The 21,222-nt window shown below is 41.2% G+C and carries 21 protein-coding genes and 1 tRNA gene; 20 read left to right on the forward strand and 2 right to left on the reverse strand.

Translation table 11 applies throughout. From position 1 onward, the window contains the following. Positions 1-36: 36 nt before the first annotated feature. The 6 genes from dnaK to thiI all read left to right on the forward strand — a co-directional run bounded on the left by dnaK (position 37) and on the right by thiI (position 7,471). Entirely contained in the window at positions 37-1,920 is a 1,884-nt protein-coding gene (gene dnaK, locus E7303_RS07720) for a molecular chaperone DnaK (RefSeq protein ID WP_292144614.1), read from the forward strand. A gap of 87 nt (positions 1,921-2,007) precedes the next feature. After that, positions 2,008-3,189 (forward strand): molecular chaperone DnaJ, encoded by a 1,182-nt coding sequence (dnaJ, locus tag E7303_RS07725; protein ID WP_292144615.1) that lies wholly within the window; start codon positions 2,008-2,010, stop codon positions 3,187-3,189. Between the two features lie 103 nt (positions 3,190-3,292). After that, positions 3,293-4,330, forward strand: coding sequence for a 50S ribosomal protein L11 methyltransferase (gene prmA / locus E7303_RS07730; protein WP_292144616.1), 1,038 nt, complete (start codon positions 3,293-3,295; stop codon positions 4,328-4,330). Beyond that, a complete protein-coding gene (locus E7303_RS07735; protein ID WP_292144618.1) occupies positions 4,330-5,082 on the forward strand; it encodes an RsmE family RNA methyltransferase in 753 nt (250 codons plus the stop codon). Before prmA ends, E7303_RS07735 begins: the two co-directional genes overlap by 1 nt. Before the next feature lie 13 nt (positions 5,083-5,095). Next, positions 5,096-6,253 carry a cysteine desulfurase family protein gene (locus tag E7303_RS07740; RefSeq protein WP_292144619.1) on the forward strand — a complete coding sequence of 386 codons (1,158 nt, stop codon included), beginning with the start codon at positions 5,096-5,098 and terminating at the stop codon, positions 6,251-6,253. 15 nt (positions 6,254-6,268) lie between these two features. Beyond that, positions 6,269-7,471: a tRNA uracil 4-sulfurtransferase ThiI gene (gene thiI / locus E7303_RS07745; protein ID WP_292144620.1), complete on the forward strand. Its 1,203-nt coding sequence runs from the start codon at positions 6,269-6,271 to the stop codon at positions 7,469-7,471. Positions 7,472-7,633: 162 nt separating this feature from the next. Here thiI and E7303_RS07750 read toward each other — a convergent pair whose 3' ends face one another. Continuing rightward, on the reverse strand, positions 7,634-7,864 hold the full coding sequence (locus E7303_RS07750) for an HPr family phosphocarrier protein (RefSeq protein ID WP_022775464.1): 231 nt from the start codon (positions 7,862-7,864) through the stop codon (positions 7,634-7,636). 92 nt (positions 7,865-7,956) lie between these two features. On the opposite strand from E7303_RS07750, the gene mtaB reads away from it, so the two are divergent. The 13 genes from mtaB (at position 7,957) to E7303_RS07815 (ending at position 19,620) form a co-directional block, all read left to right on the forward strand. Further along, positions 7,957-9,309, forward strand: a complete 1,353-nt coding sequence (gene mtaB / locus E7303_RS07755; protein ID WP_292144621.1) for a tRNA (N(6)-L-threonylcarbamoyladenosine(37)-C(2))-methylthiotransferase MtaB — start codon at positions 7,957-7,959, stop codon at positions 9,307-9,309. A gap of 102 nt (positions 9,310-9,411) precedes the next feature. Then, complete coding sequence (locus tag E7303_RS07760) at positions 9,412-9,687, forward strand: IreB family regulatory phosphoprotein (RefSeq protein WP_022775461.1); 276 nt, start codon at positions 9,412-9,414, stop codon at positions 9,685-9,687. Positions 9,688-9,706: 19 nt separating this feature from the next. Further along, positions 9,707-10,138 (forward strand): Holliday junction resolvase RuvX, encoded by a 432-nt coding sequence (gene ruvX, locus E7303_RS07765; protein ID WP_292144624.1) that lies wholly within the window; start codon positions 9,707-9,709, stop codon positions 10,136-10,138. 2 nt (positions 10,139-10,140) lie between these two features. After that, positions 10,141-10,404 carry a DUF1292 domain-containing protein gene (locus tag E7303_RS07770; RefSeq protein WP_022775458.1) on the forward strand — a complete coding sequence of 88 codons (264 nt, stop codon included), beginning with the start codon at positions 10,141-10,143 and terminating at the stop codon, positions 10,402-10,404. A 107-nt stretch (positions 10,405-10,511) separates the two neighbouring features. Further along, a complete protein-coding gene (locus E7303_RS07775; RefSeq protein WP_442861647.1) occupies positions 10,512-12,143 on the forward strand; it encodes a ribonuclease J in 1,632 nt (543 codons plus the stop codon). 25 nt (positions 12,144-12,168) lie between these two features. Continuing rightward, a complete protein-coding gene (locus tag E7303_RS07780; protein WP_292144626.1) occupies positions 12,169-12,633 on the forward strand; it encodes an endolytic transglycosylase MltG in 465 nt (154 codons plus the stop codon). Continuing rightward, positions 12,626-13,267 carry an O-methyltransferase gene (locus E7303_RS07785; protein ID WP_022775454.1) on the forward strand — a complete coding sequence of 214 codons (642 nt, stop codon included), beginning with the start codon at positions 12,626-12,628 and terminating at the stop codon, positions 13,265-13,267. The genes E7303_RS07780 and E7303_RS07785 overlap by 8 nt, the downstream gene beginning before the upstream one ends. A gap of 45 nt (positions 13,268-13,312) precedes the next feature. After that, positions 13,313-14,539 carry a peptidase U32 family protein gene (locus E7303_RS07790; RefSeq protein ID WP_292144628.1) on the forward strand — a complete coding sequence of 409 codons (1,227 nt, stop codon included), beginning with the start codon at positions 13,313-13,315 and terminating at the stop codon, positions 14,537-14,539. Positions 14,540-14,669: 130 nt separating this feature from the next. Next, positions 14,670-16,781, forward strand: coding sequence for a glutamine synthetase III family protein (locus tag E7303_RS07795; RefSeq protein ID WP_292144629.1), 2,112 nt, complete (start codon positions 14,670-14,672; stop codon positions 16,779-16,781). 163 nt (positions 16,782-16,944) lie between these two features. Next, positions 16,945-17,017: transfer RNA gene (locus E7303_RS07800), tRNA-Gln, on the forward strand. 87 nt (positions 17,018-17,104) lie between these two features. Then, a complete protein-coding gene (locus E7303_RS07805) occupies positions 17,105-17,833 on the forward strand; it encodes an acyl-[acyl-carrier-protein] thioesterase (RefSeq protein ID WP_292144630.1) in 729 nt (242 codons plus the stop codon). 23 nt (positions 17,834-17,856) lie between these two features. Then, positions 17,857-18,690, forward strand: a complete 834-nt coding sequence (locus tag E7303_RS07810; RefSeq protein WP_292144632.1) for a CvfB family protein — start codon at positions 17,857-17,859, stop codon at positions 18,688-18,690. Positions 18,691-18,702: 12 nt separating this feature from the next. Further along, entirely contained in the window at positions 18,703-19,620 is a 918-nt protein-coding gene (locus tag E7303_RS07815) for a CPBP family intramembrane glutamic endopeptidase (protein ID WP_292144633.1), read from the forward strand. A gap of 72 nt (positions 19,621-19,692) precedes the next feature. On the opposite strand, the gene E7303_RS07820 is transcribed toward E7303_RS07815, so the two are convergent. Then, positions 19,693-19,881: a YjfB family protein gene (locus E7303_RS07820; protein ID WP_022775446.1), complete on the reverse strand. Its 189-nt coding sequence runs from the start codon at positions 19,879-19,881 to the stop codon at positions 19,693-19,695. Between the two features lie 253 nt (positions 19,882-20,134). Between E7303_RS07820 and E7303_RS07825 the strand changes: the two genes are divergently transcribed. After that, positions 20,135-21,217, forward strand: a complete 1,083-nt coding sequence (locus E7303_RS07825) for a PucR family transcriptional regulator (RefSeq protein ID WP_292144634.1) — start codon at positions 20,135-20,137, stop codon at positions 21,215-21,217. Positions 21,218-21,222: the final 5 nt, after the last annotated feature.

The following is a 21,222-nucleotide window of genomic DNA, read 5'->3' on the forward strand; positions in this document are numbered from 1 at the left end:
GCAAATGATCGAATTTAAATTATGGAGGACAAAGAAATGAGTAAGATTATCGGTATCGATCTTGGTACAACTAATAGCTGCGTAGCAGTTATGGAAGGCGGAAAGCCAACTGTTATAGCAAATGCAGAAGGTGCTAGAACAACTCCTTCAATCGTTGCATTTACAAAGAATGGTGAGAGAATTGTTGGTGAACCTGCAAAGCGTCAGGCTGTAACAAACGCTGAAAACACAATTTCATCAATTAAGAGAGACATGGGTACAGACAATGGTCGTACAATTGATGGCAAAAAGTATTCACCACAGCAGATTTCAGCCATGATCCTTCAGAAGCTGAAAGCTGATGCAGAACAGTATCTCGGCGAAAAAGTTACAGAAGCAGTAATCACAGTTCCTGCATATTTCAATGATGCTCAGCGTCAGGCAACAAAGGATGCTGGTAAGATTGCAGGTCTTGAAGTAAAGAGAATTATCAACGAGCCTACAGCAGCAGCTCTTGCTTATGGTCTTGACAATGAAAAAGAGCAGAAGATCATGGTTTATGACCTTGGTGGTGGTACATTCGATGTATCTATCATTGAGATTGGTGATGGCGTTATCGAAGTTCTTTCAACAAACGGTGATACACACCTCGGTGGTGATGACTTTGACCAGGCAATCATCAACTGGATGATCCAGGATTTCAAGAATAAAGAAGGCGTAGACCTTTCAGGCGATAAGATGGCTATGCAGAGACTTAAGGAAGCTGCAGAGAAGGCAAAGAAGGAACTTTCTTCTTCAACAACAACAAACATCAACCTTCCTTTCATTTCAGCAGGCGCTGATGGCCCTAAGCACTTCGATGTAGATCTTACAAGAGCTAAATTCGAAGAACTTATCCACGACCTTGTTGAGAGAACAGCTATTCCTGTTCAGAACGCTATGAAGGATGCAGGTCTTACTAACGCAGATATCGGAAAGGTACTTCTTGTTGGTGGATCAACTCGTGTTCCTTGCGTAGTAGAGAAAGTTAAACAGCTTACAGGTCAGGAACCTAGTAAGAACCTTAACCCTGATGAGTGCGTAGCAATCGGTGCTTCTATCCAGGGTGGTAAGCTTGCCGGAGATGCAGGTGCTGGTGACATCCTTCTTCTTGATGTTACTCCACTTTCACTTTCTATCGAGACAATGGGTGGTGTTGCTACAAGACTTATCGAGCGTAACACAACAATCCCTACAAAGAAGAGCCAGGTATTCTCAACAGCTGCAGATAACCAGACAGCAGTAGATATCAACGTTCTTCAGGGTGAGAGACAGTTCGCGAAGGACAACAAGTCACTTGGACAGTTCAGACTTGATGGAATCCCACCAGCAATGAGAGGTGTTCCACAGATCGAAGTTACATTTGATATTGATGCTAACGGTATCGTTAACGTATCTGCTAAGGACCTTGGAACAGGTAAAGAGCAGCATATCACAATCACAGCTGGTTCTAACATGTCTGATGAAGATATCGATAAGGCTGTTAAGGAAGCTCAGGAATATGAAGCTCAGGATAAGAAGCGTAAAGAAGGAATCGATGCTCGTAACGATGCTGATTCATTCGTATTCCAGACAGAGAAAGCTCTTCAGGATGTTGGCGACAAGATCGACGCTTCTCAGAAGCAGCTTGTAGAAGACGATATCAAGGCTCTCAAGGAAACACTTGAGCAGACAAAGGATAAGGAACTTTCTGACAGCGAGATCGATTCTCTTAAGAGCCAGAAAGAAAAGCTTATGAACGATGCTCAGGCACTCTTTGCTAAGATGTATGAGAATGCACAGGGAGCAGCAGGCGCAGGTCCTAACATGGGAGCAGGCGCAGGCCCTGATATGAGTGGTGCTTCAAATAACGCTTCATCAGCAGATGACAACGTAGTTGATGGAGATTACAGAGAAGTTTAATTGATATAGGGATACATAGTCTTAGGCTGCTGTGCTTGCACATTGCAGCCTATGACCATGAATACCAAAAAGATTTGAGGAATATATATGGCAGAGCAAAAGCGCGACTATTATGAAGTCCTTGGCGTTAGTAAGAACGCCTCTGAGGAAGAAATAAAAAAAGCATACAGAGTACTTGCCAAGAAGTATCATCCGGATATGAACCCAGGTGATGCTTCGGCAGCTGAAAAATTCAAAGAGGCATCTGAAGCATATGCTGTTCTTAGTGACCCTGAAAAGAAGCGCCAGTACGATCAGTTTGGACATGCTGCGTTTGACGGAGGTGCCGGTGGATACGGCGGCTTCGACTTTAACGGTGCTGACTTTGGTGATATATTCGGTGATATATTTGGCGATTTCTTTGGCGGCGGAAGGTCACGTCAGGGAGCAAGAACAGGCCCTTCAAAGGGTGCTAACTTAAGAGCAAGTGTAAGGATCACATTCCTTGAGGCAGTATTTGGATGTGAGAAAGAGCTTGAACTTACAATTAAAGATTCCTGCCCAACCTGTCATGGAACAGGTGCTAAGCCTGGAACATCAGCTCAGACATGTTCCAAGTGCGGAGGTAAAGGCCAGATAGTATATACACAGCAGTCATTCTTTGGAACTGTTCGTAACGTTCAGACATGTCCTGAATGTGGCGGAACAGGTAAGGTTATCAAGGATAAGTGTACAGACTGCCATGGAACAGGATATATTGCCAGCAGAAAGAAGATCAAAGTCACAATACCAGCAGGTATCGACAATGGTCAGAGTGTAAGGATCCGTGAAAAAGGTGAGCCGGGAGTTAACGGCGGACCTAGAGGAGATCTTTTAGTAGAGGTTATCGTATCTGATCATCCTATTTTCCAGAGAGAAGGATATGATATCTATTCTATGGTTCCTGTTTCATTTGCGGTTGCAGCTCTTGGTGGAACAGTTCTTATTGATACAGTTGATGGAAAGGTTGCTTACGATGTTAAGCCCGGAACACAGACTGATACAAGAGTAAGACTTCGTTCAAAGGGTGTTCCTTCACTTAGGGACAGAGATACAAGAGGCGACCACTATGTAACACTGGTTGTTCAGGTACCTGAGAAGCTTTCAAAGGAAGCTAAGGATCTTCTTAAGAAATTCGATGAGAAGACCGGAGATTCTTTAACTGCTGCTGAACGTATGATGGGAGCAGGAGATAAAGACCCAAGTGGTGACGGCTCAGGTGGCAAGAAGAAAAAAGGTTTCTTTAAGTAATTTTGGCATTTTAAATATTTTGTGTTATTATACGCGTGAAGCGGAAGTAAAAATCTGCTTCACGTTTTTTACTGTATTTTGTTTTTTTTGTGGAGGTTTTTCTATGAAGTGGATGCGCTTTAGAGTTCGTACTAATGAAGAATCAGAAGATATAATTATAAGCTACTTAGAGGATATTGGACTTGAAGGGGCACAGATAGAAGATAATGCTCCACTTTCAGCTGCAGATAAGGAGCAGATGTTTATTGATGCTCCTGAGCTTGAACCTGATGAGAAAGATAACGGAATTGAAGCAGGTGCAGCTTATCTTAATTTCTTTTTGGAAATAGATGATGACAATATGCTCACTGTTGAACTTCAGGATGAAAACGGTGAATACGTCAAAGTTAAGAAGACACCTGAAGAGATCGAGAGCCAGATCAGGGAGCAGCTCGATGAACTTAGAACTTTCTCTGATATTGGAGATGGAACAATTTCCATATCAGTTACAGAGGATATTGACTGGATCAATAACTGGAAGCAGTATTTCCATAAGTTTTATATCGATGACGTTTTAGTTATTCCATCCTGGGAAAAAGAGACTACAGAAGATGACAAGAAGGCCAGCATGGTGCTTCATATAGATCCTGGCACAGCTTTTGGTACCGGTATGCACGAGACAACTCAGCTGTGTATCCGCATGCTCAGAAAGTATGTTACTAAAGATACAGAACTTTTAGATGTAGGAACAGGAAGCGGAGTACTGTCCATTCTTGCCCTTATGTTCGGAGCAAAACATGCCGTTGGCACGGATCTCGATAAGTGCGCAGTTCCGGCAGTTAAAGAGAATATGGAAAATAATGGCATCGCTGATGACAAGTTCGAGATGATGATCGGAAATATCATTGATGACAAGTCAGTTCAGGATGCTGTTGGTTATGATAAATACGATATAGTTGTTGCAAACATTTTAGCCAACGTGCTTGTTCCGCTTACTCCTGTAATACTTGGTCAGTTAAAGAAGGGCGGAATATATATTACTTCAGGTATTATCAATACCAAGGAAGAAGAGGTAAAGAAGGCACATCTTGATGCGGGACTTGAGATACTTGAGATCCATCATCAGGGAGACTGGGTTTCAATTACTTCGAGGAAAAACTGATGTATCATTTTTTTGTGGAGAGTAATCAGATTACTCCTGATTATAAAAACGTTGAGATCACCGGAAATGATTTTAACCATATAGCTAACGTTCTCAGAATGAAGGTTGGCGAGCAGTTCTCTGTCAGCATTCGCGGTGATGAGGACGGAAAAGAAATCTTTTACGAGATTGAGAGCATAAACTCCAGCAGCGTTATTGGAAAACTGTGCTTTATAGAAGAGGGTTCACAGGAACTTCCTTCAAAGATATATCTTTTTCAGGGACTTCCAAAAGTCGATAAGATGGAGCTTATAATTCAGAAAGCTGTTGAACTTGGCGCTTTTGAGATAGTTCCGATGGCCACAAAGAGATGTGTAGTAAAGCTTGATGAAAAGAAATCTCAGTCCAAGATAAAGAGATGGCAGGCTATAGCGGAAGCTGCTGCTAAACAGAGCAAAAGAGCCATCATTCCAAATGTTCACATGCCAATGACCATGAAAGAGGCAGTTCAGTACGCAAAAGATATGGATGTTAAGCTTATTCCATATGAGAATGCTGAGCATATGGACGAGACTAAAAAGCTCATAGAAGGAATAAAGCCGGGAGAGAGCGTTGCTGTATTTATCGGACCTGAAGGCGGCTTTTCCGAGGAAGAGATCGAGTTTTGCAAGGCGAGCGATATAAAGCCAATTACTTTGGGAAAAAGAATTCTCAGAACAGAAACAGCAGGATTTACTATCATATCCTGGTTAATGTATCATCTTGAAGGATAATAGGACATAAAAAATGGAAGCATATTTAGATAATTCCGCAACCACAAGAGCTTACGATGAAGTGGCAGATCTGGTTGCAAAGATAATGAAAGAAGAATTTGGAAACCCCTCCAGTGTTCATCACATGGGAATGGTTTCCGGCGAGAGACTTTCACAGGCAAGAGAGACAATTGCCGCAAGTCTTAAGGTTGATCCGCAGGAAATTGTTTTTACTTCCGGTGGAACAGAGTCTGATAACCTGGCTCTTATAGGTGTGGCAAGGGCCAATAAATGGCGCGGTAATCACATCATTACAACTAAGATTGAGCATCCTGCCATACTCGAGACAATGGCTTTTCTTGAAAAAGAAGGCTTTGAGATAACCTACCTTTCTGTAGACGAGACAGGAACTATTGATCTTGATGAGTTGAAAAACGCCATCAGAAAAGAGACAATACTTGTTTCAATCATGTTTGTTAATAATGAGATTGGAACACTTATGCCGATCCAGAAAGCCGGAGAGCTCATAAAGAGCGTTAATAAGGATACATACTTCCACGTGGATGCGGTTCAGGCCTATGGTAAAGTCCTGATCAGACCTAGAACTATGAATATAGATCTTTTGTCTGTAAGCGGACACAAGATTCACGGACCAAAGGGAGTTGGTTTTTTATATATCAAAAAAGGAACAAAGATCGTTCCTATATGCTATGGCGGCGGACAGCAAAAGGGAATGAGATCAGGAACTGAGAATGTTCCGGGAATTGCAGGCCTTGCTCTTGCAGCTAAGAAATGTTACGAGGATTTTGATGCAAAGATAAAGAAGCTCTATGACCTGAAGCAGTACACAGTTGATTCACTTCTTGAGCGCATTCCTGATATTAAGATAAACGGCCAAAAAGTAAATGAAGGTGCACCGCACATTATCAGTGTTTCTATAAGGGGACTTGCAGCAGAGACAGTGCTTAACATGCTCAGCAGTAAAAATATTTATGTATCTGCGGGAAGCGCCTGCACATCTAACAATCCACATGTGTCAGACACGCTCCAGGCAATAGGTCTTGAAAAAGATTTGCTTGAATCAACAATTCGTATTAGTATGTCATTTATGACTACCAAAGAAGAAATGGATTATTTTTTGGATACACTTTGTTCTCAGGTTTCTAACATGAGAAAGTTTTACAGGCATTAAAAGAAAGAGGTATTTATGCAGTATCATGCTTTTGTGATCAAGTACGCGGAAATTGGTGTTAAAGGTAAGAACAGATACGTTTTCGAGGAAGCTTTAGTTAAACAGATAAGAAGAGTTCTTTCAAAATGCGACGGAAAATTTAATGTTACCCGTGTTGCAGGAAGAATGTACATCGACGCTCAGGATTTTGACTTTAATGAAACAGTTGACAGCTTGAAGACTGTTTTTGGTATTACAGGAATCTGCCCTGCTGTATCTATTGCGAGAGACAGCGAGAATCGTCTTCCTGATGTTGATGGCGTTGCCAAGGCAGTTATTGACTTCATCGACGGAGTTTACCCTGACAAAAACAAGACCTTCAAGGTAAAGGTTAGAAGAGTTGATAAGAGCTATCCTATGGATTCAATGGCTATGGCTGCAGAGCTTGGAGCCAGAATTCTTGATGCCTATGATGAGATGAAGGTAGATGTTCATGATCCTGAGATCCTTATAAATGTAGAGCTCAGAGAAAAGCTCAACATTTATTCAGAGGTAATACCGGGACCTGGTGGAATGCCTATTGGAACTGCAGGAAAAGCAATGCTTCTTTTGTCCGGCGGAATTGATTCACCGGTTGCAGGTTACATGGTTGCTAAAAGAGGTGTTGAAATTGAGGCAGTTTACTTCAATGCGCCTCCATATACAAGTGAGAAGGCTAAACAGAAGGTTGTTGATCTTGCAGGAGTTATTGCCAAGTACACAGGCAAGGTTAAGCTTCATGTTATCAACTTTACAGATATTCAGATGTATATTTATGAGAAATGCCCTCACGAAGAGCTCACTATCATCATGCGCAGATACATGATGAGAATTGCTGATATGCTTGCAGGTGAGTCTGGATGTATGGGACTTATAACAGGTGAGAGTATTGGCCAGGTAGCTTCACAGACAATGCAGAGCCTTATCTGCACTGGCGAAGTTGTAACAGATATTCCTGTTTACAGACCACTTATCGCATTTGACAAACAGGATATTGTGGATATCTCTTATAAGATTGATGCATATGAGACTTCTATCCTTCCTTATGAGGACTGCTGTACTATCTTTGTTGCCAAGCACCCTGTAACAAAGCCAAGAGCTGATATCATCAGAAGACATGAAGAGCTTTTGAATGAAAAGATAGATGAACTTGTAAAAGTAGCACTTGAGACTGATGAAGTTATTGTGGTAAGTAAGTGATCTTTGTTCAAGGAAGTTCTGTTCTCCGCTTCGCTTCGACAGAACGCGTTCGAATTAAGCTCGAAAATACCTCGCTAAATTCTCACAGCAAAAAGACCATCTTAAACCGAAGTTTAAGATGGTCTTGAATAAACTTTTTTTAAGAGATCTAATCCGGAAAGATTAGATCATGTAAGGCTTCAATACTTCGAGAACCTCATCTGCGCCGTCTTCTGCATGGATATTAAGATCGATAGGCTTTGAAAGATCGAGTGAGAAAATACCCATAATAGACTTTGCATCGATAACGTATCTTCCTGAAACGAGGTCGAAGTCATAATCGAACTTCGTAATATCGTTTACGAAAGATTTTACCTTATCGATAGAATTTAAAGAAATTTTTACGGTCTTCATTGCGCAAATACCTCCTTCTTTTCTTTATAGTAAACGCAGTAACGGCAAAAGTCAATGACTTGACAAAAACAAAATTAGAAAGAAATTTTAATATGCAAAATAACGTAAACGGATTAAAGATTGCACTTCACAATCTTGGATGTAAAGTAAATAGCTATGAAATGGACGTAATGAGCCAGAAACTCAAGGAAAATGGCGCTGAGATCGTGCCTTTTGATGAGAAGGCAGATGTCTATATCATCAACACCTGCACGGTTACTAATATTGCAGACAGAAAGTCAAGGCAGATGCTTCACAGAGCCAAAAAAGAAAATCCTGAGGCTACTGTTGTTGCTGTCGGCTGCTATGTTGAGACAGGAATTGATGGCGTTAAAAAAGATGAGTGCATCGACCTGGCAATTGGAAATAACAAAAAATCAGAGATCGTGGATATTCTTAACGAATTCCTTGAAGCAAAGAATGATGTATATGACAAGACATTAAACGGTCATTCTGTCATTGATATTAATCATACTAATGAATATGAAAACATGACTCTTACACAGATGCCTGAGCATACAAGAGCTTATATCAAGATTCAGGATGGATGTAATCAGTTCTGTTCATATTGCGTTATTCCTTATGCAAGAGGAAGAGTAAGAAGTCGTGAGATGAAGGATATTCTTGCTGAGATCAAGGGACTTGTGGCAGCAGGCTGTAAGGAGGTGGTTCTTACAGGTATCCACACTAGTTCATACGGCGTGGATTTTGGCCAGCCTCAGCTTATAGATCTTGTAGAGCAGATTGCTGATATTGCAGGCATAGAAAGAATCCGTTTGAGCTCCCTTGAGCCAAGGATCATCACCGAAGAAAATGCCAAGAGACTTGCAGCTATTCCTAAGCTTTGTCCGCATTTCCACCTTTCACTTCAGAGTGGATGTGATTCAGTGCTTAAGCGCATGAACAGACATTATACTGCTGCAGACTTTAAAGAAAGTGTAAGGATACTCAGGGAGGTTTTTGACAGACCAGCTATTACAACTGATGTTATCGTTGGATTCCCTGGCGAAACTGAGGAAGAGTTTGAAGAGTGCAGAAAGTTTGTGACGGATATAGACTTCTATGAGATGCACGTATTTAAGTATTCTCCAAGAAAAGGCACAGTTGCTGCCGGAATGAAGGATCAGCTCACAGATAAAGAAAAGACTGCAAGAAGCGAAGTCCTTCTTCACTTGACAAGAAAGCAGGCAGAATGTTATCGTAACCTCTTTATCGGAGAAAAACTTCGTGTTCTTTGGGAAGATGAAGAAGAGATAAAGGGAAAGCGTTACATGATAGGTCATACCGACAGATATGTGCGCGTTGCGGTTCCGGAAAATCAGATAGATAAGTACGGAGCACATTCAGGGGAGATAACTACAGTTTCTCCTTCAGCCTTTATAAATGCGGATACATTGCTTATTTGATTTTGTTAGTGTAATATTAATACTGTATAAGTGTCTTATTATTCTTTTAAGACCTTTGCAAATATGAGGAATATCCTATTATTCCAGGAACGGAGAAAGTTTATGGCAGATCAGGATTTAGGAAACACCCAATTTTTTAAAGTAGAAGTTGAGCCTGAAACAGGGGTTAAGAAAGTTCTTTCTGTTGTTTATGATGCTCTCCTCGAAAAGGGATACAATCCGGTTAACCAGATTGTAGGATACATTATGTCTGGTGATCCTACCTACATTACCAGCCATAAGGGGGCAAGAAGTCTCATCATGAAGGTTGAGCGTGATGAGCTTGTTGAAGAGATGCTTACTGAGTATATCAAGAGTAATAACTGGGCAAGCAAATAATTTTTATTGGAAGTAACATATGCGAATTATGGGTCTTGACTACGGTTCCAAGACTGTTGGTGTAGCGCTCAGCGATGAGCTTTTATTGACTGCAGGTGCCAAGGAGATCATCCGTAGAAAAGAAGAAAACAAATTAAGAAGAACGCTAGCGCGCATTGAGGAGCTTATTGAGGAGTTTAAGGTGGAGAAAATAGTCCTTGGACTTCCGGTTAACATGGATCAGACTCCCTCTGTGCGCTCTGAGTTATGTCTTGAATTCAAAGACAAAATAGAGAGAAGATGCGGAATCCCTGTTATTATGTGGGATGAGAGACTTACGACTGTTGAGGCTGATGAAATAATGGATGAAGCCGGGATAAAAGGCCGTGAGCGCAAAGAGTACGTAGATATGATAGCAGCTCAGGTAATCCTTCAGGATTATCTGGATAACAGCAAAACAAATGGTGAATAATATTGGAAAAAATAATTTTTAGTCCCGATGGGGAAGAAGCAGTAGAGTTCTACTGCCTTGAACAGACAAGCCTTGGTGGAAAGACCTACCTGCTTGTAACAGATGAAGAAGATGGTGACGGAGAGGCGCTTATTTTACGCGACGACTCCGATATTAAAGATGAAGAAGCGGTTTATGTAATAGTGGACGACGATCTGGAGCTGGATGCAGTTGCAGGTGTTTTTCGTAAGCTGCTTTCTGAGGATGGAATAGATCTTGATATCTAACGGGGAGCATAGTTGATAGCAGGTTCTATTTGTCCGCCAATATAAATGGAGGATTTAATTTGAGTAAAAAGAAAATTGAAAATGCGTCCAAGCTGCAGATCATCCCTATGGGTGGTCTCGAGCAGATTGGAATGAACATCACTGCCTTCAGGTATGAAGACAGTATTATTGTAGTGGATTGCGGTTTGTCTTTTCCTGATGATGACATGCTCGGAATCGACCTTGTAATACCTGATATTACATATTTGCAGGAAAATATCGACAAGGTAAAAGGATTTGTGATAACTCACGGACATGAGGACCACATTGGTGCGCTTCCTTATGTTTTACATGAGCTTAATGTTCCAATCTATGCAACACGCCTTACAATGGGCATCATTGAGCATAAGCTTGAGGAACACGGTCTCCTTAAAAAGACCAGAAGAAAAGTTGTCAAATTTGGACAGTCCATAAATCTTGGACAGTTCAGAGTTGAATTTATAAGAACTAACCATTCTATCGTTGATGCAGCTGCTCTTGCAATCTATTCACCTGCAGGAACCGTGGTTCATACAGGAGACTTCAAGGTAGACTATACACCAGTGTTTGGAGATCCTATCGATCTTCAGAGATTTGCAGAGATTGGTAAAAAAGGCGTTTTGGCACTTATGTGCGATTCAACAAACGCTGAGAGACCAGGCTTTACTGCATCAGAAAAGACTGTAGGAAGAGCTCTTGATTCTCTCTTTGAGGAGCATGAGAATTCCAGAATTATAGTAGCTACTTTTGCTTCCAATGTTGACAGAGTTCAGCAGATCATAAATACAGCCCATAAATGCGGCAGAAAAGTTGTGGTTGAAGGCCGAAGCATGGTCAGCATAATTGATATTGCCCAGAAGCTTGAGTGCATCAAGATTCCTGAGAATACTCTTATTGATATTGATCAGCTTAAAAACTATCCTGAAAACAAGACTGTTATCATTACTACAGGTAGCCAGGGTGAAAGTATGGCTGCGCTTAGCAGAATGGCCAGCAACCAGCACCGCAAGATAACAATTGGCAAGGGCGATACAGTTATTTTCTCATCTCACCCGATTCCTGGTAATGAGAAGGCAGTTACCAACATTATCAACGAACTTCAGATGAAGGGCGCGGATGTTATCTTCCAGGATGTTCATGTTTCAGGACACGCCTGCCAGGAAGACATTAAGCTTATTTACACACTTGTTAAGCCTAAATATGCTATTCCTGTTCATGGTGAGTACAGACATCTCATTGCCCAGAGCAACATTGCCAAGGACCTTGGAATTCCAAAGGAAAACGTATTTATCTTAACTTCCGGAGATGTGCTTGAACTTGATGAGAACAGCGCTAAGGTAAAAGGAAAAGTTCCTGTTGGAGCTATTCTTGTTGACGGACTCGGAGTTGGAGACGTTGGAAATGTAGTTCTTAGAGACAGACAGCATCTTGCAGAAGACGGTATTGTCGTCGTTGTATTTGGAATCGATCAGGAAAGCGGTCAGCTCACATCAGGACCAAGCATTGTATCAAGAGGTTTTGTTTACGTCAGAGAGTCAGATAAGCTCATTGATGATGCTACAGACCTTGTATATGACGAGCTTATAAGTGCACTTGATAAAGGCATTTATGATTGGAATAAACTTAAAAATATTGTCAAAGACGTTTTAAGTGATTATATTTGGAAGAAGACAAAGAGAAGACCTATGATATTGCCAATTATCATGTCTACAAATGACTGATGCCTTTTAAAGGGGAATGCTTTTTATGAATGCTAAAAAGATGTTTTTAGGGCTGCTCGACACTGTTGTGAAAGTCGTTTTCATAATATTTGTCGCAATGCTCATTATAAAATATGCAAAGGTTGCATATGACTACGGATATCACATTTTTAACCAGACAGCGGTTTCATCCGGAACAGGAAGAACTGTTTCAGTTACCATTAAAGATGGTGATACAGCAAAAGAAATAGGTGAGAAACTTTTTGGAGTAGGCCTTATAACAGATAAGACACTTTTCAAACTTCAGGAAATGTTTTCTGAGTATCATGGTATGGAAAAAGCAGGTACCTATGAGCTTAGCACTACCATGACTCCCGAAGAGATGCTGGCTGTAATGTCCGGCGGAGAAAAGAGCGGTGAAACTTCAACAGAAGAAACATCTGGAGAGACATCTGAGGAAGAGACTTCAGAGGCAACAGAAGAGAATTCAGAGGATGTAAACGGTGGTTGAACAGGACAGGATTAAAGCATTTATCAATTCTTTGGACAGGGGAAATGAGCCCTATCTTGATGAACTTGAAATAATTGCCAAGCAGCAGGATGTACCTATCATTCGAAAAGATACACAGGCCCTTCTGAAATTTTTAATGGTTCAGTCAAAGCCCTTAAATATTTTGGAAGTGGGAGCTGCTACCGGTTTCTCAGCTCTTTTGATGGCTGAGTACAGTAGCCCTGAGACGAAGATAACAACAATTGAGAAATACGAAAAGAGAATACCTGTTGCCAGAGAAAACTTTATAAAGTACGACAGAGATAATAAAATCACACTTTTGGAAGGTGATGCGACAGAAATATTAAAAGCTCTCCAACCAGGGTATGATTTTATTTTTATGGATGCGGCAAAAGGCCAGTATATAAACTTTTTACCGGACTGCCTGAGAATCCTTAATAAGGGAGGCCTCTTGGTGTCAGATAACTGCCTTCAGGACGGAGATGTGATAGAGTCCAGATTTGCAGTGACAAGAAGGGACAGAACCATTCATGCACGAATGCGTGAGTACCTTTATGAACTAAAACACAATGATATGTTAAACACAGTTATACTTACAGTTGGAGATGGAATGACACTTTCTGTTAAGCTCTGATAAAGAGCCAACTGTAAACCCCAAGTTAGTTTAGGAGAAAGAATTATGAAGAAACCAGAACTGCTTATTCCGGCAAGTAGCCTTGAAGTATTAAAAACAGCTGTTATGTTTGGCGCAGATGCTGTATACATCGGAGGAGACGCCTTTGGCCTTAGAGCAAAGGCTAAAAATTTCAGCCCAGAAGAGATGAAAGAGGGAATTGAATTTGCCCATGCCCACGGTGTAAAGGTTCACGTAACAGTTAATATCCTTGCACACAACTATGACCTTGACGGTGTGGACAAGTACCTTCACGAGTTAAAAGAAATAGGACCTGATGCTCTTATCATTGCTGATCCCGGAATTTTCATGAAGGCCAGAAAGATCTGCCCTGAAATAGATATCCATGTATCTACACAGGCAAATAACACAAACTATGAGACTTATAATTTCTGGCATGATCTTGGAGCAAAGAGAGTAGTTGCTGCAAGAGAGCTTTCACTTAGAGAGATAAAAGAGATAACAGAAAAGATTCCTGAAGATCTTGAGATGGAGTGCTTTATCCACGGCGCTATGTGCATTTCCTATTCAGGCAGATGTCTTTTGTCTAACTATTTCACAGGAAGAGATGCCAACAAGGGTGCATGCACTCACCCATGCAGATGGAAATACGCAGTTGTCGAGGAAAAAAGACCCGGCGAGTACCTTCCTGTCTATGAAAATGAGCGAGGTACATATATCTTTAACTCAAAGGATCTGTGCATGATCGAGCATATTCCTGAGCTGGTTGACGCAAGAGTTGACAGCTGCAAGATTGAAGGCCGTATGAAGACAGCCCTCTATGTTGCTACTGTTGCCAGAACCTATAGAAAAGCTATTGATGACTATTTTGAGTCAGAAGAAAAATACAGAGCTAACATGCCATGGTACCTTGATCAGATCTCAAGATGTACTTACAGACAGTTCACTACAGGCTTCTATTTTGGAAAGCCAAGTGATGAAGCTCAGATTTACGACAGCAATACTTATGTTAACGAGTATATCTATCTTGGAATTGTTAACGATGTCAATGATAAGGGACTTGCCCGCATCGAGCAGAGAAACAAGTTCTCTGTCGGTGATGAGATCGAGATAATGAAACCGGATGGAACTGATGTAAAGGCCACTGTAAAGGCTATGTACACAGAAGATGGAGAAAGTGTCGACTCATGTCCACATCCTCAGCAGATAATTGACCTTGAGCTTTCTGAGATTCCATCCAAGTACGATATTCTTAGAATTGCTAACAACTAATTATACTTTCCTGCGAGTGGCACCTATGGATTTAATGCCACTCGCAGGAAAGTATATTTTTTTGTAGCAAAAAAGGAAAGCATGTTGTAAGATATAGGGCAGAAAAAATTTAACCAAAGGGGATGCATTGATGAGTGATAGGGTAAATGTTGAAGAAATCTTTGGTCAGAACGTCTTTACTCTCGCTAAAATGAGAGAGAGACTTCCAAAGAATGTTTACAAGGAAGTTGTTAGTGTGACAGAGCACGGCGGTGAGCTTTCCAAGGAATCTGCTGATGTTGTTGCAAATGCAATGAAAGAGTGGGCTATGGAAAATGGCGCAACTCATTACACACACTGGTTCCAGCCTCTTACAGGAATAACTGCTGAGAAGCACGATTCTTTTGTAGGAAGCGCTGATAAAGATGGAAGGATGATCACATCATTCTCCGGCAAGGAACTTATTAAAGGAGAGCCTGACGCTTCTTCATTCCCATCTGGCGGTCTTCGTGCTACTTTTGAGGCAAGAGGATATACAACATGGGATATCACTTCTCCCGCATTCTTAAAGGAGTCAGGTGCAGGCGTTACTCTTTGCATACCTACTGCATTCTGCTCATATACAGGTGAGGCACTTGATAAAAAGACTCCGCTCCTTAGATCAATGGAGGCTATTAACAAGCAGGCCCTCAGAATCGTAAAATTATTCGGAAATGATACAGCTACTAAGGTCAATGTTTCAGTTGGACCGGAACAGGAATACTTCCTTGTTGACTGGGATAAGTCAATGAAACGTGAAGACCTTATCTTTACAGGAAGAACTCTCTTTGGAGCTCAGCCACCAAAGGGACAGGAAATGGAAGACCATTACTTTGGTGTTATCAGAGAAAGAGTTGGTGAGTACATGAAAGACCTCAACGAAGAACTCTGGAAACTCGGTGTGCCTGATAAGACACAGCACAACGAGGTTGCACCTGGTCAGCATGAACTTGCACCTATCTATGAGACTGCAAATATCGCAGTAGACCACAACCAGATCATCATGGAGACAATGAAGCGTGTAGCAGAGCATCACCATATGAGATGTCTTTTACACGAGAAGCCATTTGCAGGAGTAAATGGATCAGGTAAGCACGACAACTGGTCACTTTGCACTGATGATGGAATTAACCTTCTTGATCCGGGCGATACACCAAATAAAAACATTCAGTTCCTCTTTGTTTTAGCCTGCGTTCTTAAGGCTGTTGACAAGCATTCTGATCTTTTGAGACAGAGTGCATCAGACGTTGGTAACGACCACAGACTTGGTGCCAATGAGGCTCCGCCAGCTATTATTTCAGTATTCCTTGGTGAGCAGCTTGAGGACGTTGTAAGACAGCTTATCGAGACTGGTGAAGCTAAGTCCAGTAAGCGCGGTGGAAAGCTTAAGACAGGTGTTTCCACACTTCCTCAGTTTGAGAAAGATGCTACAGACAGAAACCGTACATCACCATTTGCATTTACAGGAAATAAATTCGAGTTCAGAATGGTTGGCTCATCAGATTCAATGGCCAGCTCAAATACTACACTTAATACAATTGTTGCTGAAGCTTTCTGCGAAGCAGCAGACAGACTTGAAAAAGCTAAGAACTTCGACACAGAAGTTCATGACATTATTAAAGAGTACCTTACAGAGCATCAGTGCATTATCTTCAATGGCGACGGATACTCAGATGCATGGGTAAAAGAAGCTAAGAGAAGAGGACTTCCTAACATTGCCTCTACTATTGAAGCTGCTGATACACTTACTACAAAGAAAGCTATTGAACTCTTTGAGAAGTTCGGTGTTTACACAAAGACAGAGCTTGAGTCAAGAAAAGAGATCATCTTTGAGACTTATGCAAAGACAATCAATATCGAGGCCCTTACTATGATCGATATGGCTTCAAAGCAGATCATTCCTGCAGTTATGAAGTACGCAGGAAGACTTGCAAGAGATGTCAATGAGATCAAAAATGCAGGAGTAGATGCAAAGCCTCAGATGGATGAGCTCAAAGAGATCCAGGATAATCTTTCAAAGATGAAGAAAGCTCTTGATAAGCTCAAGACTTATGAAGGAAAAGCTGCTGCAATTTCAGATCAGAGAGAACTTGCATTCTTCTATAAGGATGAGGTCAGACCTATCATGGATGCACTTAGAGCACCTGCAGATGCCCTTGAAATGCTTGTTGATAAAAACGACTGGCCATTCCCAACATACGCAGATCTCCTCTTTGAGGGATGATTCAGGTCGCTATAAAGTAGTCAGCGCTGCGTGAGAAAATGATTTAGGTCTCGTGAAACCTAGATAAAATAAGTGATTGTGAGGTTCCAAGAAAAAAATATAAATTTTTTTAAAAAAGTACTTGCTTTTTTATGGAACCTCACGTATAATCATTTCTTGTCGATGGGCTATCGCCAAGCGGTAAGGCAACGGACTCTGACTCCGTCATTACGTAGGTTCGAATCCTACTAGCCCAGTTTACATAGTGAAGCGAGATTGGCAACAATCTCGCTTTTTTTGCATCATAGGAAAACTTTTCTTTATTGCTTTTGCGGAGGTGTCTCATGTATACCTTTAATTCCAGGATCAGATACAGTGAAGTTGATAGTGAAGGAATTCTTACACTGGAATCTCTCATTGACTATTTTCAGGATTGCTCAACTTTTCAGACTCAGGATGGGCCGGCTACAATGGAATACCTTAGGAGCCTTAACCTTGCATGGGTTCTTAACTCCTGGCAGATTGAAATAAAAAGATACCCAAAACTCTGTGAGGAAGTTGTTATAGGGACGATCCCCTATGAGCTAAAGGGGGCTCTTGGACTTAGAAATTTCTTTATGGATACAAAAGAGGGTGAGAGACTTGCTGTAGCAAACTCTGTATGGACTCTTTTTAACTTTGAGAAGAATTTACCGGCAAGGGTAACGCCTATTATAATCGAGGCATATCCACTTAGTGATAAGCTTGATATGAATTATGGAGACAGGAAGATAAAAGTGCCTGAAACAGGCCAGGTCCACTCCTGCGAGGATATTGTTGTAAGAAAGCACAACCTCGATACAAATAACCATGTAAATAATGGCCAATATGTAAGGATGGCCATGGACCTTGTTAAGGACAAAGCAGGGAAGATCACTTCCATGAGGGCTGAATACAAAAGGCAGGCCCATCTGGGTGATATTTTAAAACCTGTTGTCATAGAAAATAAAACCAGTGATAATAGTATATATACTGTTAGTCTGAATAATACAGACGGCCAGGCAGTATGTGTAGTGGAACTAATTGTTAAGTAATCATACGATAGGACGGAGGACACATGTTAAGATTAGGAGAAAAACAGACACTTGTAGTTATCAAGAAGGTAGACTTTGGAGTTTATCTTGCAGAAGAAATGGGAAGCGAAGAGAAAGTTCTTTTGCCCGGAAAACAGGTACCTGCAGGAACAGATATCGGTTCTAAGATCGAGGTATTCATCTACAAGGATTCTGATGACAGACCAATAGCAACTACCAATGAGCCCAAGATAATGCTTGGCGATGTCAGGAGGCTCAAGGTAAAAGATACAGGCAGAATCGGAGCATTTATGGATTGGGGCCTTGAAAAGGATGTTCTTTTACCATTTAAGGAACAGACAGCCAAGGTTAAAAAAGGCGACGACGTGCTCTGTGCTCTTTATATCGATAAGAGCTCAAGACTCTGCGTTACCATGAATGTTTACAGATATCTTTTAAATGAGAGCCCATACGGCAAGGACGACAAGGTTCAGGGCACTGTATACGAGCTCAGCGATAACTTTGGAGCTTTTGTAGCTGTTGATGACATATATTCAGCTCTGATCCCTAAAAAAGAGCTCTATGGAAATGTAAAGATCGGAGACAGCGTATCTGCACGAGTTACTTCCGTAAAGGAAGACGGAAGGCTTAACTTAAGCCTTAGAGAAAAGGCATATCTTCAGATGGATACAGACGCAGAGAAGATTTATGCCATGATAGAGGCAGCAGGCGGAAGGATTCCTTTTACTGACAAGGCTTCACCTGAACTTATCCGTGAAAAGACAAATATGAGTAAGAATGAGTTCAAAAGAGCTGTAGGACGCCTTTTGAAGGAAGAAAAAATAACTATAAAGGAAGATTCAATAGTTATCAGGTAAGGAGATACGGAAGTGAATTATAAGAGAGCCAACAGGTCTTTCCTGTATATGATACTGGCGACACTGGCGTTTACACTGCTTATGAGCTATTGGATCATACTTACAGGAAGCAGCCTTTCAATATTTACCAATAATGCTCTTTCAGAGCTGGTGGTGCTGATCCCGGCTATCGCAGCCATTCTCTATAGTGGAGAAAAGATAACAGAGGTTATACCTTTTAAGAAAATAAAGATATCGACACTGTTTATGATAGCAATTTATGTTATTACACTGTTTCCACTGGTGTCTTTTGTAAATTCAGTGTCAATGCTTTTTGTGGAAAACATGGTGAGCTCTATCAGCGATGAAGTCCTTGCTATGCCGATGTGGTCAATGCTTTTGTCAATCGGTATTGTGGGTCCCTTTGTGGAAGAATTTGTCTTTAGAGGTTATATTCTTCAGAGCTATCAGAGAACAGGCCGTATAATCGGTTCTATCGTTCTGTCATCTATCCTTTTTGGAATGATGCACTTGAATTTTAACCAGTTTGCCTATGGCACTGTAATGGGAATAATGTTCTGCCTTCTTGTTGAGGCAACAGGCAGCATTTGGTCATCATTTTTTGCCCATGCCTTGTTTAATTCCATTGAAGTTATCTACATGTATGCCGTACCTGACGTGGTGAGTGAGGCGGACGAAGTGCTTGCGGATTACGGAATTGGTAATGAGAGCACCTACCTGATGATAGGCATTTACTTTGTTCTCGCTGTAATATTCACTGCCATAGCTCTGTGCGTTGTCTATAAGATCGCTGATATGGAAAACAGAAAAGATTTTGTGGATAGCATACACATGTATCCAAGACAAGGCTATAGGCTTATAACTGTACCACTTATCATTGCTATGGTAATTGCAGTAGCGTGGATGATATTTGTTGCGGCCTTTTTGTGATCAATAAGGTAAAAGAAAATGAAACACCCTTGGCTGTTTGAATGGCCAAGGGCGTTTTTTGATGGCTCGCTGTCAGATGCGGATGTCGATGTTTCCGCCAATATCAGGATTTACTGACAACTCTGATACAGCATCAATGCCTGCGACCAAAGAGCTGCCTGTGTCCTCCATGACATCAAGGCTTTTTGAAAGCATGGCGACTCCCACATCTGTCAGAATCTTGTTCTGAGAAAGGGCCATCGATAAAGCAGGAATATCCATAGGCACCTCCTGTGCGACTGCGCTCCGAAAGTACTCCGAAGGCGCAATATACTTTATCCTATCGTTTGTATCGGCACTTTAACGTAAAATGTTAATACCAAAAACCCTGGGGCGTTTTTGTAAGTTTTGACTATGAAATTAAAAATATATACAAAAAAGGACTATTAATCGGTGGATTTTTTTGTACATTTATATTAAAATGCTAATGTATATAATTCAGTAGAGCATAAAAGCTCTTCAGAAAGAGTGTGAAATGATTTCTAATCAAATTCTTCAGAATACCATTGATGGACTAAAAAACATAGCACATGTAGATCTTTTTGTGCTTGATATTGATGGCAAGGAGGTTGCTTCCACAAGCAGTGACGTTGTCAATGTTTCAGCTGCTGCAAGGGACTTTGTGGAATCTCCGGCTGATTCTCAGGAAATTCAGGGATATCAGTTCTTTAAAATATACGATGAGCAGAGTCTTGAGTATATTCTTATCTGCACAGGAAGCGGTGAGAATATCTATATGCTTGGCAAGATGATCGCATATCAGATCCAGACACTTCTTGTGGCTTACAAGGAAAGATTCGACAAGGATAACTTTATCAAGAACCTTCTTCTTGATAACCTTCTTTTGGTTGATATTTACAGCAGAGCCAAAAAGCTTCATATCCAGACTGATGCCAAGAGAGTTGCCATGATCATCGAATCAATCAATGGCAGGGACAATAATGCCCTTGAGATCGCAAGGACTCACTTTGGTACAGGTACTGACTTTGTAACAGAGGTTGATGAGGACAATATCATAATCGTTAAGGATGTTACAGATATCAATAAGCCGGGAGAGATTGCAAAGGCAGCAGAAGAGATGCAGGCAGGTCTTGAAAAAGAAGGCCTTTCAGGCGTAAGGATCGCTTACGGTACAGTAGTTGGCGAGATCAAGGAAGTCAGCAGATCCTATAAGGAAGCCAAGATGGCCCTTGATGTAGGCAAGATCTTCTTTGATGAGAGAAAGGTTATCTGCTACAGCGAACTTGGTATTGGAAGACTTATCTATCAGCTTCCTATTCCTCTTTGCAAGATGTTCATTAAGGAGATCTTTGGTGGCAAGAACCCTGACGATTTCGATCAGGAGACACTTACAACAATTGATAAATTCTTTGAGAACAGCCTTAATGTTTCCGAGACATCAAGACAGCTCTTTATCCACAGAAATACTCTTGTGTACAGACTGGATAAGCTTCAGAAGAGTACAGGATTAGATTTGCGAGTTTTTGACGATGCTATCACTTTTAAAATTGCACTTATGGTTGTAAGATACATGAAGTACATGGAAAAGTTCACTTGATCCTA

The sequence above is a fragment of the Butyrivibrio sp. genome (assembly GCF_015056685.1).
Classification (GTDB): domain Bacteria; phylum Bacillota; class Clostridia; order Lachnospirales; family Lachnospiraceae; genus Butyrivibrio.